A 13442-nucleotide genomic window follows, 5' to 3' on the forward strand; every position below is an offset into this window, starting at 1 on the left:
TCAGGTCGCGTCGGTGTCGAACGGCGCCGGACCGTGCTGCGGCGTCGGCTCCGGCGTTGAGGGCGTTGACGGCTTCGGCGGCGCGCCGTTGACCGGCCGGTCGAAATTCCCGGTGAAAAAGGAGTCGTCGCCGTCGAGCAGGTGCTTGGTCAGCGCCGCGCGCGGCGTCATGCCGCGCAGCCTCTGCAACTCACTCAGCGGGGCGCGCAGCTCGTCGAACTCGGGCCCGAGGTCCTGGCGCAGCTGGCTCGTCATGCCGCTGAGGTAGTCGCGGGCCTGCCGCAACGCGTTCGACGTCCACCGGATGGCGCCCGGCAGCCGCTCCGGGCCGAGGATCACCAGCCCGACCACGACGAGGACGGCGATGTGCTCCCAGCTCAGGTTCCCCAGCACCCAGCCCCCTAGCCGTTGTCCCCGTCCGGCTTCACCGTCAGCGTGACGTGCCGGCCGTCGCGGACCACCTCCACCGGGGCGTCCTGCCCGATGTTGAGCTGCCGGACCGCGACGACGAACTCGTCGGAGTCGGCGACCTTGCGGTTGCCGATCTTGACGATCACGTCGTTCTCCAGGATCCCGCCCTTCTGCGCGGGGCTGCCGGCCTTCACGTTGGCGACCTGGGCGCCGGACGCGATCGCGTTGCTCACCGAGCGGGTGCTGACGCCCAGCGTCGGGTGCACGATCTTGCCGTCCTTGATCAGGGTCTGCGCGACCTCTTTGACCTCGTTGATCGGGATCGCGAAGCCCAGCCCACTTGCGCTGTCCGACAACGACTTTCCGGCGGTGTCGATGCCGATCACATCGGAGTTCATGTTGATCAGCGGGCCGCCGGAGTTGCCGTGGTTGATCGAGGCGTCGGTCTGCAGCGCATCGATGACGGTGTCGGTGTCGGAGCCCTCCCCCGACAGCGGGACCGGGCGGTGCAGCGCGCTGATGATGCCGTGGGTCACGGTGCTGCGCAGGCCCAGCGGCGCGCCCGCGGCCAGGACCTCGTCGCCGACCCGCATCTTGTCCGAGTCACCGAGCCGGGCCACGCTCAGGTTGTCGACGTTGTCGACCTTGAGCACGGCCAGGTCCGTCTTGGGGTCGCGCCCGACGAGGTTGGCGGGCACCTCCTTGCCGTCGTTGAACACCACCGTGGTCTTGAACTGGCTGGGGTTGTTGGCCGCCTCGGAGATCACGTGGTTGTTGGTGACGATGTAGCCGCGGCCGTCGATGACGACGCCGGAGCCCTGCATCCCCTCCTGGTCGCTCTTCGACTCGATGGTCACGACGGAGTCGGCCGTCGCGGCGGCGACCTTGGCGAACCGGCCCGCCGGCCCCTCGCCGTTGCCGGTGGTCGACAGCGTCACCTTCGAGGTGGTGAACGCCTCGACGACCTCGGCCGTCTTGCGGCCGATCACCCCGCCGAGCAGCCCGATCACCAGGGCGATCAGCATCAGCACGGCCAGCGCGAGGTAGGAAACCTTGCCGCCGAACAGCACGTCGCGCACGCCCAGCTTGCCGCCGTGGCCGAGCGCGGAGCGCGGCGGCGCCGGGGTGACCGCCGGGGATCCCAGCCCGGCCGGGGCCCCGGGGTCTCGCCACGGGTCGTCGAGCTCGTCCGGCCCGGCACCGTCCCTCTCCGCGGTCAGCGCGCCGGCGTCGACCGGGTGGCGCTGCAGCGACTCGCCGACTCCCACGGGACGGCTGAACGCCTCCTCCAGGACGGGGTCGGCCGGTTCGTCGTGCGGCCTGAACTCGGACTGCTCCCGGTACTTCTGCGGGCGCACACGCTCCGCCACGAAGGACCCCCGCAGCCCGGCGGGACGGCCGAAGGCCTGCCGCGACGCGGGGTCGACGGGCGGCCGGGAGATGGGGCGCGGCGCCAGGCGGTTGCCGCCGTCGTTGCCGCCGTCGTTCTGGTCGGAGGTCACGTGATCCTCTTTTAAATCCTCGTCCGAGCGCTCGAGACGCGCCTGATACAGGCCACCCTAGTATCCACGGTTTCGTGGTCGCGGGATCCCAAGCTACCGGCGCTTACGCCGGTCGCGCGCGTCGCGGTCGAGCAGGCCGTCGGGCATCCGGGAGGTGTCGTCGGGCGAACTGTGCGGAATGTCGGCGAGCATCCCCAGCAACGCGGTGGGGATGCGGATCGGCTGCGAGTCGCGCAACGCGGTGCGCGCCCGGCTCTGATCCTCCACTTCGGCCGCGCACTGCGGGCACAGCGAGAGGTGATGGGCGGCGCGCAGGTGTGCGTTCATCCGCAGCTCGCCGTCCACGAAGGCGGCGATCGCCTCGACGGACAAGTGCTCGGTGGAACCGAACTGGCGCGGCGCGCCGACCGGTGCGTCACTTTGGGAGGCGAATTGGGCGGGCAGCCAGGAGAACGCGCGGCGGAACACATGTCCTCGGTCGGCCATCGCCGGCTCCTTTCGCTGCCACGTACACCTCGAATGTAGCGCGGCGAGCCGCCCGACACCCGTCGCGAGCGCGCAAAACCGCCCGATTGTTGCCTGGGGACCGGGGGGCTACGCCGACTTGCTGTGCAACGTTTCGGGCCGGCCGCCGTGTTCCGGGTGCGCGGCGAGGTAGTCGCGCAGCGCCTGGCGCCCGCGGTGGATGCGGCTGCGCACGGTGCCCAGCTTCACTCCCAGGGTGGCGCCGATCTCCTCGTAGGACAGGCCCTCGATGTCGCACAGCACCACCGCGGCACGAAATTCCGGCGGCAGCGAATCCAGGGCGGCCTGCAGGTCGGGGCCCAGCCGCGCGTCGTGGTAGATCTGCTCGGGGTTGGGCTCGTCGGCGGGCACCCGGTCGTAGTCCTCGGGCAGCGCCTCCATCCGGATGCGCGCGCGCCGGCGCACCATGTCCAGGAACAGGTTGGTGGTGATGCGGTGCAGCCAGCCCTCGAAGGTCCCGGGCTGATAGTTCTGCACCGACCGGAACACCCGGATGAACGTCTCCTGCGTCAGGTCCTCGGCGTCGTGCTGGTTGCCCGAAAGCCGGTAGGCCAGCCGGTAGACCCGGTCGGCATGCTGGCGGACCAGCTCGTCCCACGACGGCATGGTCGACTTGTCCCCCGTCGCGTCGAACACCGCGGTTCCCTGCAACGCGTCGGGAACCTCCACCCACTCGTCGTCTCGGCACTCCTGGGCATGAGACATGCTGGTCGGGCTCAAAAGCGTGGTGATGATCGGATCCTCCGGGTTTTCCCTGACGTTGTCCCTGGCGTTTACCGTGGCGTTTCCCGTGGCGTCAGGGCCTGACAATTCGTCGCAAGCGGCAACGCGAAGCGGCCACTGCCTATTCCCGGACCAGTACCCGCCGCGTTCCATACGGAAACCGTCGCGCATCGGCGTATGCGCGACATAGGAGCAGACTGAAGTTTGCCTGAGAAACAATATCGTTACCTGTGTTAAGCAGGGCGAATTCGTCTCGGAGTGAGCTTCGTCGCGTTGCGCCGCCCGGGCGTGTCGCGGCGGCCCGGCTCAGGCGCGCCTGACGTATCGCGCCGCGAATCCGGCATACGCTGCGGGACATGGACGGTACCGACAACGGTTCGATGACACTGGACCAGGCGGCCCCCGGCGCCGAGGCGCTGTGCGCGCACGCCGAGGGATCGATTTCGGAGGACGCGATCTTGGCGGACGCCCGCGAGCGCGCCGTGGACATCGGCGCCGGCGCGGTGACGCCCGCGGTCGGCGCGCTGTTGAGCCTGCTGGCCAAGCTCAGCGGCGGCAAGGCCGTCGCCGAGGTGGGGACCGGCGCGGGGGTCAGCGGGCTCTGGTTGCTGTCGGGCATGAGCGACGACGGCGTCCTGACGACGATCGACATCGAGCCCGAGTATCTGCGGCTGGCCAAGCAGGCGTTCACCGAGGCCGGCATCGGACCGTCCCGCACCAGGCTGATCAGCGGCCGCGCCCAGGAGGTGCTGACCCGGCTCGCCGACGAGTCGTACGACCTGGTGTTCGTCGACGCCGACCCGGTCGACCAGCCCGATTACGTCGTCGAGGGGGTGCGGCTGCTGCGCCCCGGCGGGGTCATCGTCGTGCACCGGGCCGGGCTGGGCGGGCGGGCCGGCGATCCCGCGGCGCGCGACGCCGAGGTGGTCGCGGTTCGCGAGGCGGCCCGGCTGATCGCCGAGGACGAGCGGCTCACCCCCGCGCTGGTGCCGCTCGGCGACGGCGTGCTGGCCGCGGTCAGGGACTAACTCCCTCTAGCTCCCGAACCTTTACGGATCCTTAGCGGCGTGTCCCATTGACCTTCGGCTGAACGTGCGTTTAATGTACTGAACATGCGTTCAGCCGACCTGACCGCCGCCGCCCGGATCCGCGACGCGGCCATCGAGCAGTTCGGCCGGCGCGGCTTCGACGTCGGGCTGCGCGCGATCGCCGAGGCCGCCGGGGTGAGCGCCGCGCTGGTGATCCACCACTTCGGCTCCAAGGACGGCCTGCGCAAGGCGTGCGACGACTTCATCGCCGAGGAGGTCCGCAGCGGCAAGACCGAGGCGATGCGCTCGACCGACCCCGCGACGTGGTTCGGGCAGCTGGCCGAGATCGAGTCCTACGCCCCGTTGATGGCCTACCTGGTGCGCAGCATGCAGACCGGTGGCGACCTGGCGAAGACGTTGTGGCAGAAGATGATCGACGACGCCGAGCAGTACCTCGACGACGGCGTGCGAACCGGATTGCTCAAGCCGAGCCGCGACCCGCAGGCCAGGGCGAAGTACCTGTCGATCACCGGCGGCGGCGGCTTCCTGCTCTATCTCCAAATGCACGAGAACCCAACGGATCTGCGGGCGGTCCTGCGCGACTATGCCCGCGATATGGTGCTGCCCGCCCTCGAGATCTACACGGACGGGTTGATGGTCGACAGCACCATGTACGACGCATTCCTGGCCGCAGACGATCAAGGAGAATCACATGCCAGCTGAACACTCCGCGAATTCCGCACCGATCGAGATCCGGAACCTCACCAAGAATTTCGGAGCCGTGCGGGCGCTGGACGGCCTCGACCTGACGGTGCGCGCCGGGGAGGTGCACGGGTTCCTCGGGCCCAACGGGGCCGGCAAGTCCACCACCATCCGCATCCTGCTGGGCCTGGTGAAGGCCGACGGCGGCAGCGTGCGGTTGCTGGGCGGCGACCCGTGGACCGACGCGGTCGAGCTGCACCGCCAGATCGCTTACGTGCCGGGCGATGTCACGCTGTGGCCCTCGCTCACCGGCGGCGAGACCATCGACCTGCTGGCCCGGATGCGGGGCGGCATCGACGTCAAGCGCCGCGACGAGCTGATCGAGCGCTTCGACCTCGACCCGCACAAGAAGGCACGCACCTACTCGAAGGGCAACCGCCAGAAGGTCTCCCTGATCTCGGCCTTCTCGTCGCGGGCCGGGTTGCTGCTGCTGGACGAGCCGAGCAGCGGCCTGGACCCGTTGATGGAGAACGTGTTTCAGCAGTGCGTCGCCGAGGCGCGAGACCGCGGCGCGACGGTCCTGCTGTCCAGCCACGTCCTGGCCGAAACGGAGGCGCTGTGCGAGCGGGTCACCATCATCCGCGCCGGCCGGACCATCGAGAGCGGTTCGCTGGACTCGATGCGCCACCTCAGCCGCACCTCGATCAAGGCCGAAATGACCGGGGACCCCGGCGATCTCAGCCGGATCAAAGGGGTCGAGGACGTCAGCATCGACGGCAACACGCTGCGCGCCCAGGTCGACAGCGAAAGCCTCGGGGAGCTCATCCGGGTGCTCGGCGACGCCGGCGTGCGCAGCCTCGTCAGTCAGCCGCCGACCCTCGAGGAGCTGTTCCTGCGCCACTACGACACCACCGAGACCGCCAACGGCCAGCCTGAGCACAGCACCGGGAAGGTCTCCGCGCGATGAGCACCACGATCCTGGAACGGCCACGGCCTCCGGCGCGGCCCGGACCGCAACGCGGTTCGAATTTCTCCGGAACGCTTGGGATGCTGCGGCTCTACCTGCGCCGCGATCGCATCTCGTTGCCGCTGTGGGTGCTGCTGCTGTCGCTCCCGCTGGCGTCCGTTTACGTCGGCAGCATCGAAAAGGTCTACCCCACCCAGGCCGGGCGCGCCGGATTCGCGGCCTCCATCATGGCCAGCCCGGCCCAGCGCGCGCTCTACGGGCAGATCTACAACGACAGCCTTGGCGCCGTTGGCATTTGGAAGGCGGGCATGTTTCATACGCTGATCGCGGTGGCCGTCATCCTCACCGTGATCCGGCACACCCGCGCCGACGAGGAGACCGGCCGGACCGAGTTGCTCGACTCGACCGCGGTCGGTCGGTACGCCAGCCTCACCGCGGCGCTGATGCTGTCGTTCGGGGCGTCCATCGCGACCGGCGCCATCGGCGCGGCGGGATTGCTGCGCACCGACATCCCGGCCGGCGGGTCGGTGGCGTTCGGGGCGGCGCTGGCCGGCTCCGGCGTGGTGTTCACCGCCGTCGCCGCGGTGGCCGCGCAGCTGTCACCGAGCGCGCGGGTCGCCCGCGGCACCGCGTTCGCCGTGCTGGCCGCCGCGTTCACGCTGCGCGCCATCGGTGACGCCGGTTCGGGCACGCTGTCGTGGCTCTCACCGCTGGGCTGGTCGCTGCAGGTCCGGCCCTACGCGGGCGAGCGCTGGTGGGTGCTGCTGCTGCACCTGGCGACCGCGGCCGTGCTCACCGCGCTGGCCTATCGGCTGCTCGCCGGCCGCGACGTCGGCGCCGGACTCATCGCCGAACGCGCCGGCCCGGCCACCGCCGCACCGGCGCTGGGCAACGTGTTCGGGTTGGCGTGGCGGCTGGACCGCGGGGCCCTGGTGCTGTGGACCGTGGGCCTGTGCCTGTACGGCCTGGTGATGGGCAGCGTGGTGCACGGCATCGGCGACGAGATCGGCGACAGCACCGCGGTGCGCGACATCGTCGCGCGGATGGGCGGCACCAGCGCCCTGGAGGAGGCGTTCATCGCGGTGGCCTTCGCCATGATGGGCATGGTGGCCGCCGCGTTCGCCGTCTCGCTCACGCTGCGGCTACACCAGGAGGAATCCGGTCAGCGGGCCGAGACCACCCTGGCCGGTGCGGTGTCGCGGACCCGTTGGCTGGCAAGCCATTTGATCGCCGCGCTGGCCGGGTCCGCGTTCGCGATGCTGGCCTGCGGCGTGGTGGGCGGACTCGTGTACGGCGCCGCGGCCGGCGATATCGGCGGCAAGTTGGCCACCGTGGTGGCGACCGCGGCCGTGCAGCTGCCGGCGGTCTGGCTGCTGTCGGCGGTGACGGTCGCATTGTTCGGTGTGGCACCGCGGTTCACGCCGGTGGCCTGGGGCGTGCTGGTGGGATTCGTCGCGCTGTACCTGATCGGTTCGTTGGCCGGCTTCCCGCAGTGGGTGCTCGACCTGGAGCCGTTCGCCCACGTTCCGCGGGTCGGCGGCGACTTCACCGCCGTGCCGCTGGTGTGGCTGCTGGTGATCGATGCCGCGTTGATTGCGCTGGGGGCCATGGCATTTCGACGGAGGGACCTGCGATCGTGAAGACCGGTGTTCGAGCGGCCACCGCCTCGGTGTACGGACTCGCCGTACTGGGTCTGATCCTGTTTCTGCCGGCCGGCACGGTGAAGTATTGGCAGGGATGGGCTTTCGCGGCCACGTTCGTCGCGGTGACGATCCTGCCGACCGTTTACCTCGCGCGGAAGAACCCGGCGGCACTGGAGCGCCGCATGCACGGGGGGCCACTGGCGGAGGCCAGGACGCTGCAGAAGGTGTTGATCATCGGCGCGTTTCTGGCGCTGTTCGCGATGGTGGTGCTCAGCGCGTACGACCACCGGATGGGCTGGTCGTCGGTGCCCGCCTGGGTGTCGGTGCTCGGTGACGTCCTGGTGGCGACCGGGCTCGGTCTCGCGATGGTGGTGGTCTTGCAGAACTCCTATGCGGCAGCGACTGTCACGGTCGAGACCGGTCAGACGCTGGCCTCGGGCGGTGTCTACAAATTGGTGCGGCACCCGATGTATGCCGGCAACCTGATCATGATGATCGGCATTCCGCTGGCGCTCGGCTCCTACTGGGGGCTGCTGTTCGTCATACCCGCCCAGGCGGTGATCACCCTCCGCATCCTGGACGAGGAGAAGCTGCTCACCCAGCAGCTGGCGGGCTACCGCGAATACACCCGACGAGTTCGCTATCGGCTGGTGCCTTACGTGTGGTGACCGGGCGCCGTAAGGTATCGGCGTGGCGCGAAACCCGGCACCCACTCTGGACCGGCCCTGGCGACGACGCGGCGCGCTGCGATACGCGCTGGCCCGGCTTCGCGGCATCGCCAAGCCCCCGGTTACCGTCACCGACCCGCCGCGCGGCCTGCTCATCGACGTCGACGTCACCGTGCCCACCCGCGACGGAACGGCGTTGCGGATCAACGTCTTCCGGAAAAGTAACGATGCCGCCCGGCCGGTCGTCCTGAGCATCCACCCCTACGGCAAGGACAACCTGCCGAAGCGGCGGGGCAACAGGTGGGCGTTCTCGGCGCAGTACCGGATATTGCGCCAGCCGGCGCCGGTGCGGTTCTCGGCGCTGACCGGATGGGAGGCGCCGGACCCGGCGTGGTGGACGGAGCGGGGTTTCACCGTGGTGAACGCCGACTCGCGCGGCTGCGGCCATTCGGAGGGCACCGGGAACCTGCTCTCGCACCGGGAGGCCGAGGACACCTACGACCTCGTGCAGTGGATCGCCGACCAGCCGTGGTGCGACGGCAACGTCGTGATGCTCGGCGTCTCCTACCTGGCGATCAGCCAGTACGCCGTCGCCGCCCTGCGGCCGCCGGCGCTGCGGGCGATCTGCCCGTGGGAGGGCTTCACCGACGCGTATCGCGACCTGACCTTTCCCGGCGGCGTGCGCGAGACCGGCTTCACCAAGATGTGGTCGCGCAACGTGCGTCGCGACACGCGGCAGTCCTACGACCTCGAGCGGATGCAGGACGAACATCCGCTGCGCGACGACTTTTGGCGCTCGCTGGTGCCCGACCTGTCGGCCATCACCGTCCCGATGCTGGTCTGCGGCAGCTTCTCGGACAACAACCTGCACAGCCGCGGCTCGGTGCGGGCGTTCGCGCGCGCCGGCTCAGCCCACGCCCGCCTCTACACCCATCGCGGCGGCAAATGGGCGACGTTCTACTCCGACGCCGCGCTGGCCGAGCAGCTGAACTTCTTTCGCGCCGTGCTGGACGGCGCGCCCGCCTCCCGCAGCGTTCGCCTGGAGGTCCGCGAGGACCGCGACACCGTCGCCGCGGTGCGCGAGGAGGCCGAGTGGCCGCTGCACCGAACCCGTTGGCGGCCCTTGTATCTGTGTGCGCGCGGGCTGCTGACACACGATCAGCCCGCGGACGCTGGCAGCGTGAGGTTCGAAACGCATTCCAGCGCAGCATGTTTCAGCTGGACCGTGCCCGAAGACGTCGAGCTGACCGGCCCGATGGCCGCGCGACTGTGGGTGGAGCTGGACGGCTGCGCCGACGCGAACCTGTTCGTCGGCGTGGAGAAGTGGCGCCGGGGCCGGTTCGTCGAATTCGAGGGGTCCTATGGCTACGGCCGCGACCGGATCACCACCGGCTGGCAGCGCGTCGCGCTGCGCGCGCTGGACCCCGAGCTCTCGCAGCCCTGGGAGCCGGTCGCGGCCTGCACCGAGCCGCGGCCGCCATCGGCCGGCGAGGTTGTCGCCGTCGAGGTCGCGTTGGGCCCGTCGGCGACGCTGTTCCGCGCCGGCGAGCAGCTGCGGCTGGTGGTCGCCGGACGCTGGCTGTGCCCACGCAACCCGCTCACCGGCCAGATCCCGGCGGCCTACCAGAACTCGCCGCGCGGCCGGGTCAGGTTGCACTGGGGCCCGGGCCACGACGCGCACCTGCTGATCCCCGAGATCCCGTAGCCCTGCCGAGCAGACGCAAAAGCCCCCAATTTCGTGCCGAAATGGGGGCTTTTGCGTCTGCTCGCCGCTAGATCCAGACGCCCTTGCCCACCGCGACCACGCCGCCGGCGCTGATCGCGAAGCGTTCGCGGTCCTTCTCGAGATCCACCCCGACCATCTCGCCGGGGCCGACGACGACGTTCTTGTCCAGGATGGCGTGGCGCACCACCGCTCCGCGGCCGACCCGGGTGCCCGGCATGATCACGCTGCCCTCCACGATCGCGCCGTCGTCCACCACGACGTTCGACGACAACACCGAGTTGCGCACCGAGGCGGCCGAGATGATGCTGCCCGCGCCGACCACCGACTCCTGGGCCGAGCCGCCGTTGACGAACTTGGCCGGCGCCAGGTTCTCGGTCGCGCCGCGGATGGGCCAGCGCCGGTTGTACAGGTTGAACACCGGGTGCACCGACACCAGGTCCATGTGCGCGTCGTAGAACGCGTCCAGCGTCCCGACGTCGCGCCAGTAGGCCCGGTCCCGGTCGGTGGCCCCGGGCACCTCGTTGTCGGAGAAGTCGTAGACCGCGGCCATCCCGTCGTCGACCAGTCGCGGGATGATGTCACCGCCCATGTCGTGATCGGAGTGGTCGTCGTCGGCGTCGGCGCGAATCGCGTCGATGAGCACCTTGGTGGTGAAGATGTAGTTGCCCATCGACACGAACGCCGTCTCCGGGTCATCCGGGGTTCCCGGCGGTTCCAGCGGCTTCTCCAGGAAACCGCGGATGCGGCCGGAGTCGTCGGCATCGATGCAACCGAACGCGGTGGCCTCGGCGCGCGGCACCCGGATGCCGGCCACGGTGGCGCCGGCCCCGCTGTCGATGTGGAACCGCACCATCTGCTCGGGATCCATCCGGTACACGTGGTCGGCGCCGAAAACCACTATGTAGTCCGGGTCTTCGTCGTAGATCAGGTTGAGCGACTGGTAGATCGCGTCGGCGGAGCCGGTGTACCAGCGCGGGCCGAGGCGCTGCTGCGCCGGCACCGGGGTGATGTACTCGCCGGCCAGGCCCGACAGCCGCCAGTTCTGCGAGATGTGGCGGTCCAGCGAGTGCGACTTGTATTGGGTGAGAACGCAGACCCGCAGATAACGGGCGTTGACGAGGTTGGAGAGCACGAAATCGATCAGCCGGTAGGCGCCGCCGAAGGGAACCGCGGGCTTGGCCCGGTCCGCGGTCAGCGGATACAGCCGCTTGCCCTCACCGCCGGCCAGGACGATGCCCAGCACGTGTGGCGCTTCCCTCATGGGTTCAAACCTATCGGCCACCGCGGGCCGCGGCCAGGGGAAACCGCCGATCGGCCCGCGCTGACGGGCTGTCCGTCAAGGTATTTGGCCCGGTTGGGTGCGCCGACGACGGATCGCCGCGCCCGACTCGCGGGAGGTGCCGTCACCGAACTACCGTGCGGTGTATGCGGGTGGCGATGATGACGCGGGAGTACCCGCCGGAGGTGTACGGCGGGGCCGGCGTGCACGTCACCGAACTCGTCGCGCAGCTGCGCCGGCTGTGCGCGGTCGACGTGCACTGCATGGGCGCCCCGCGCCCCGGCGCGTTCGCCTATCAGCCCGACCCGCGGATCCACGGCGCCAACGCGGCCCTGTCCACCCTGTCCACCGACCTGGTGATGGCCAACGCGGCATCCGCGGCCACCGTCGTGCACTCGCACACCTGGTACACCGCGCTGGCCGGGCGCCTGGCCGCGTTGCTCTACGACATCCCGCACGTCATGACCGCGCATTCGCTCGAGCCGATGCGGCCGTGGAAGGCCGAGCAGCTCGGCGGCGGCTACCGGGTGTCGACGTGGGTCGAGCACACCGCGGTGCTCGCCGCCGACGCGGTGATCGCGGTCAGCTCCGCGATGCGCGAGGACGTGCTGCGGGTCTACCCGGCGCTGGATCCCAGCCTGGTGCACGTCATTCGGAGTGGGGTCGACACCGACGTGTGGTATCCGGCGGGCCCGGCGAGCACCGGGTCGGTGCTGGCCGAGATCGGCGTCGACCCGGGCCGGCCCAGCGTGGCCTTCGTCGGGCGGATCACCCGGCAGAAGGGCATGGCACACCTGCTGGCCGCCGCGCACCGATTCGCTCCCGAGGTGCAGTTGGTGTTGTGCGCCGGCGCGCCCGACACCCCGGAGATCGCCGACGAGATCCGCTCGGCCGTAGCCGCATTGGCCCGCGACCGCACCGGCGTGTTCTGGATCCGGGAAATGCTGCCCATGGTTCAGCTACGCGAGATACTTTCGGCGGCAACCGTTTTCGTGTGCCCGTCGGTGTACGAGCCGTTGGGCATCGTGAACCTGGAGGCGATGGCCTGCGCCACCCCGGTGGTGGGCTCCGACGTCGGCGGCATACCCGAGGTGGTCGCCGACGGCGTCACCGGATCGCTGGTGCATTACGACGCCGACGACGCGGGCGGCTACCAGGCCGGGTTGGCCGAGGCGGTCAATGCGCTCGTCGCCGACCCCGAGAGGGCGGAGCGCTACGGCCGCGCGGGGCGCCAGCGCTGCATCGACGAATTCTCCTGGGCCCGCGTCGCGGAGCAAACGCTGGAGATCTACCGGAAGGTGGGTGCGTAACTCACCCGGCAGACCTCAACCGGTCCTAGCCGGTCCTAGCTGGTGACGCCCTTGAGTTCGTCGCCCAGCGCGGCGGCCTCGTCCGGCGTCAGCTCTACGACAAGACGACCACCGCCCTCAAGTGGTACCCGCATCACGATGCCGCGCCCCTCCTTGGTTGCTTCCAGAGGACCGTCGCCGGTCCGGGGCTTCATCGCCGCCATCGAGTGCTCCCTCCAGGTTCGAACTGGCCCGCCCTCACGGACCGGGTCGGCGCCGAGCACGCCCCGCCGGTGGATTTCCAGCCATACCCGACATTGAACTGCCAAATCACTCCCCCATTGTTCCCTATTCGGGTCGGCAGTCACACAAAGACCCGGCCCTGGGGCCTCACCGGGCTTGCGCGGGCACCCAGCAATCGCGGATGTGGTCGTCCACCATGCCGGTCGCCTGCATCAGCGCATAGGCGGTGGTCGGCCCGACGAAGCGGAACCCTCGCCGTTTCAGCTCGCGCGCCATGGCCGTCGATTCGTCGGTGGCCGAGGGGATTTCGGACGCGTCGGCGGGCCGGGGCCGCGGCGGCGGCGCGAACGACCACAGCAGCTCGGACAGGTCCTGCGGCGTTCCCAGGTCGGCCGCCGCGCGGGCGTTGGCGATCGTCGCGTCGATCTTGGCCCGGTTCCGGACGATCCCCGCGTCGCCCATCAGCCGTTGCACGTCGGCATCGGTGTAGCGGGCGACCTTCTCGATGTCGAATCCGGAGAAGGCGCGCCGAAAGTTCTCCCGCTTGCGCAGGATCGTCAGCCACGACAGGCCGCTCTGGAAGGCCTCCAGGCTCATCCGCTCGAACAGCGCCACCCCGTCTTGCACGCGCCGGCCCCACTCCCGGTCGTGGTAGTCGCGGTACAGCTCGGCGTGGGGTCCCGGCCGCACACCCGCCCAGCCGCAGCGAACCAGCTCTTCACTTGAGTCGCTCACA

General features: G+C 70.0%; 14 protein-coding genes. 7 read left to right on the forward strand and 7 right to left on the reverse strand.

Features of this window, described 5'->3' with window-relative positions:
- The 4 genes from tatB to sigE form a co-directional block, all read right to left on the reverse strand.
- Positions 1-393 carry a Sec-independent protein translocase protein TatB gene (gene tatB / locus AC5Y6X_RS00595; protein WP_499983470.1) on the reverse strand — a complete coding sequence of 131 codons (393 nt, stop codon included), beginning with the start codon at positions 391-393 and terminating at the stop codon, positions 1-3.
- Between the two features lie 8 nt (positions 394-401).
- Positions 402-1913 (reverse strand): serine protease HtrA, encoded by a 1512-nt coding sequence (htrA, locus tag AC5Y6X_RS00600; RefSeq protein ID WP_499983472.1) that lies wholly within the window; start codon positions 1911-1913, stop codon positions 402-404.
- 93 nt (positions 1914-2006) lie between these two features.
- Positions 2007-2399, reverse strand: a complete 393-nt coding sequence (gene rseA, locus AC5Y6X_RS00605) for an anti-sigma E factor RseA (RefSeq protein WP_499983475.1) — start codon at positions 2397-2399, stop codon at positions 2007-2009.
- 108 nt (positions 2400-2507) lie between these two features.
- The gene (gene sigE, locus AC5Y6X_RS00610; protein ID WP_499983479.1) at positions 2508-3314 is read right to left on the reverse strand and encodes an RNA polymerase sigma factor SigE; all 807 of its coding nucleotides are present in this window, start codon (positions 3312-3314) and stop codon (positions 2508-2510) included.
- Positions 3315-3517: 203 nt separating this feature from the next.
- Here sigE and AC5Y6X_RS00615 point away from each other — a divergent pair, with 203 nt between their 5' ends.
- The 6 genes from AC5Y6X_RS00615 to AC5Y6X_RS00640 all read left to right on the forward strand — a co-directional run bounded on the left by AC5Y6X_RS00615 (position 3518) and on the right by AC5Y6X_RS00640 (position 9874).
- Positions 3518-4189 (forward strand): O-methyltransferase, encoded by a 672-nt coding sequence (locus tag AC5Y6X_RS00615; protein WP_324676462.1) that lies wholly within the window; start codon positions 3518-3520, stop codon positions 4187-4189.
- A gap of 84 nt (positions 4190-4273) precedes the next feature.
- Positions 4274-4912 (forward strand): TetR/AcrR family transcriptional regulator, encoded by a 639-nt coding sequence (locus tag AC5Y6X_RS00620; protein WP_499983481.1) that lies wholly within the window; start codon positions 4274-4276, stop codon positions 4910-4912.
- Positions 4902-5858, forward strand: a complete 957-nt coding sequence (locus tag AC5Y6X_RS00625; protein ID WP_499983483.1) for an ABC transporter ATP-binding protein — start codon at positions 4902-4904, stop codon at positions 5856-5858. The genes AC5Y6X_RS00620 and AC5Y6X_RS00625 overlap by 11 nt, the downstream gene beginning before the upstream one ends.
- Positions 5855-7498 (forward strand): ABC transporter permease, encoded by a 1644-nt coding sequence (locus tag AC5Y6X_RS00630; protein WP_499983485.1) that lies wholly within the window; start codon positions 5855-5857, stop codon positions 7496-7498. The genes AC5Y6X_RS00625 and AC5Y6X_RS00630 overlap by 4 nt, the downstream gene beginning before the upstream one ends.
- Positions 7495-8169, forward strand: coding sequence for a methyltransferase family protein (locus AC5Y6X_RS00635; RefSeq protein WP_499983487.1), 675 nt, complete (start codon positions 7495-7497; stop codon positions 8167-8169). The genes AC5Y6X_RS00630 and AC5Y6X_RS00635 overlap by 4 nt, the downstream gene beginning before the upstream one ends.
- A 22-nt stretch (positions 8170-8191) precedes the next feature.
- Positions 8192-9874 (forward strand): CocE/NonD family hydrolase, encoded by a 1683-nt coding sequence (locus AC5Y6X_RS00640; protein WP_499983489.1) that lies wholly within the window; start codon positions 8192-8194, stop codon positions 9872-9874.
- Positions 9875-9941: 67 nt separating this feature from the next.
- Here AC5Y6X_RS00640 and glgC read toward each other — a convergent pair whose 3' ends face one another.
- Positions 9942-11156 carry a glucose-1-phosphate adenylyltransferase gene (gene glgC / locus AC5Y6X_RS00645; RefSeq protein ID WP_324676475.1) on the reverse strand — a complete coding sequence of 405 codons (1215 nt, stop codon included), beginning with the start codon at positions 11154-11156 and terminating at the stop codon, positions 9942-9944.
- 164 nt (positions 11157-11320) lie between these two features.
- Here glgC and glgA point away from each other — a divergent pair, with 164 nt between their 5' ends.
- Positions 11321-12484 carry a glycogen synthase gene (gene glgA, locus AC5Y6X_RS00650; RefSeq protein ID WP_499983491.1) on the forward strand — a complete coding sequence of 388 codons (1164 nt, stop codon included), beginning with the start codon at positions 11321-11323 and terminating at the stop codon, positions 12482-12484.
- 35 nt (positions 12485-12519) lie between these two features.
- Here glgA and AC5Y6X_RS00655 read toward each other — a convergent pair whose 3' ends face one another.
- Positions 12520-12687 carry a DUF3117 domain-containing protein gene (locus tag AC5Y6X_RS00655; RefSeq protein WP_003406247.1) on the reverse strand — a complete coding sequence of 56 codons (168 nt, stop codon included), beginning with the start codon at positions 12685-12687 and terminating at the stop codon, positions 12520-12522.
- Between the two features lie 166 nt (positions 12688-12853).
- Positions 12854-13441, reverse strand: coding sequence for a DNA-3-methyladenine glycosylase I (locus AC5Y6X_RS00660; RefSeq protein ID WP_499983493.1), 588 nt, complete (start codon positions 13439-13441; stop codon positions 12854-12856).
- Position 13442: the final 1 nt, after the last annotated feature.

It is taken from the genome of Mycobacterium sp. NGS26 (assembly GCF_059813025.1).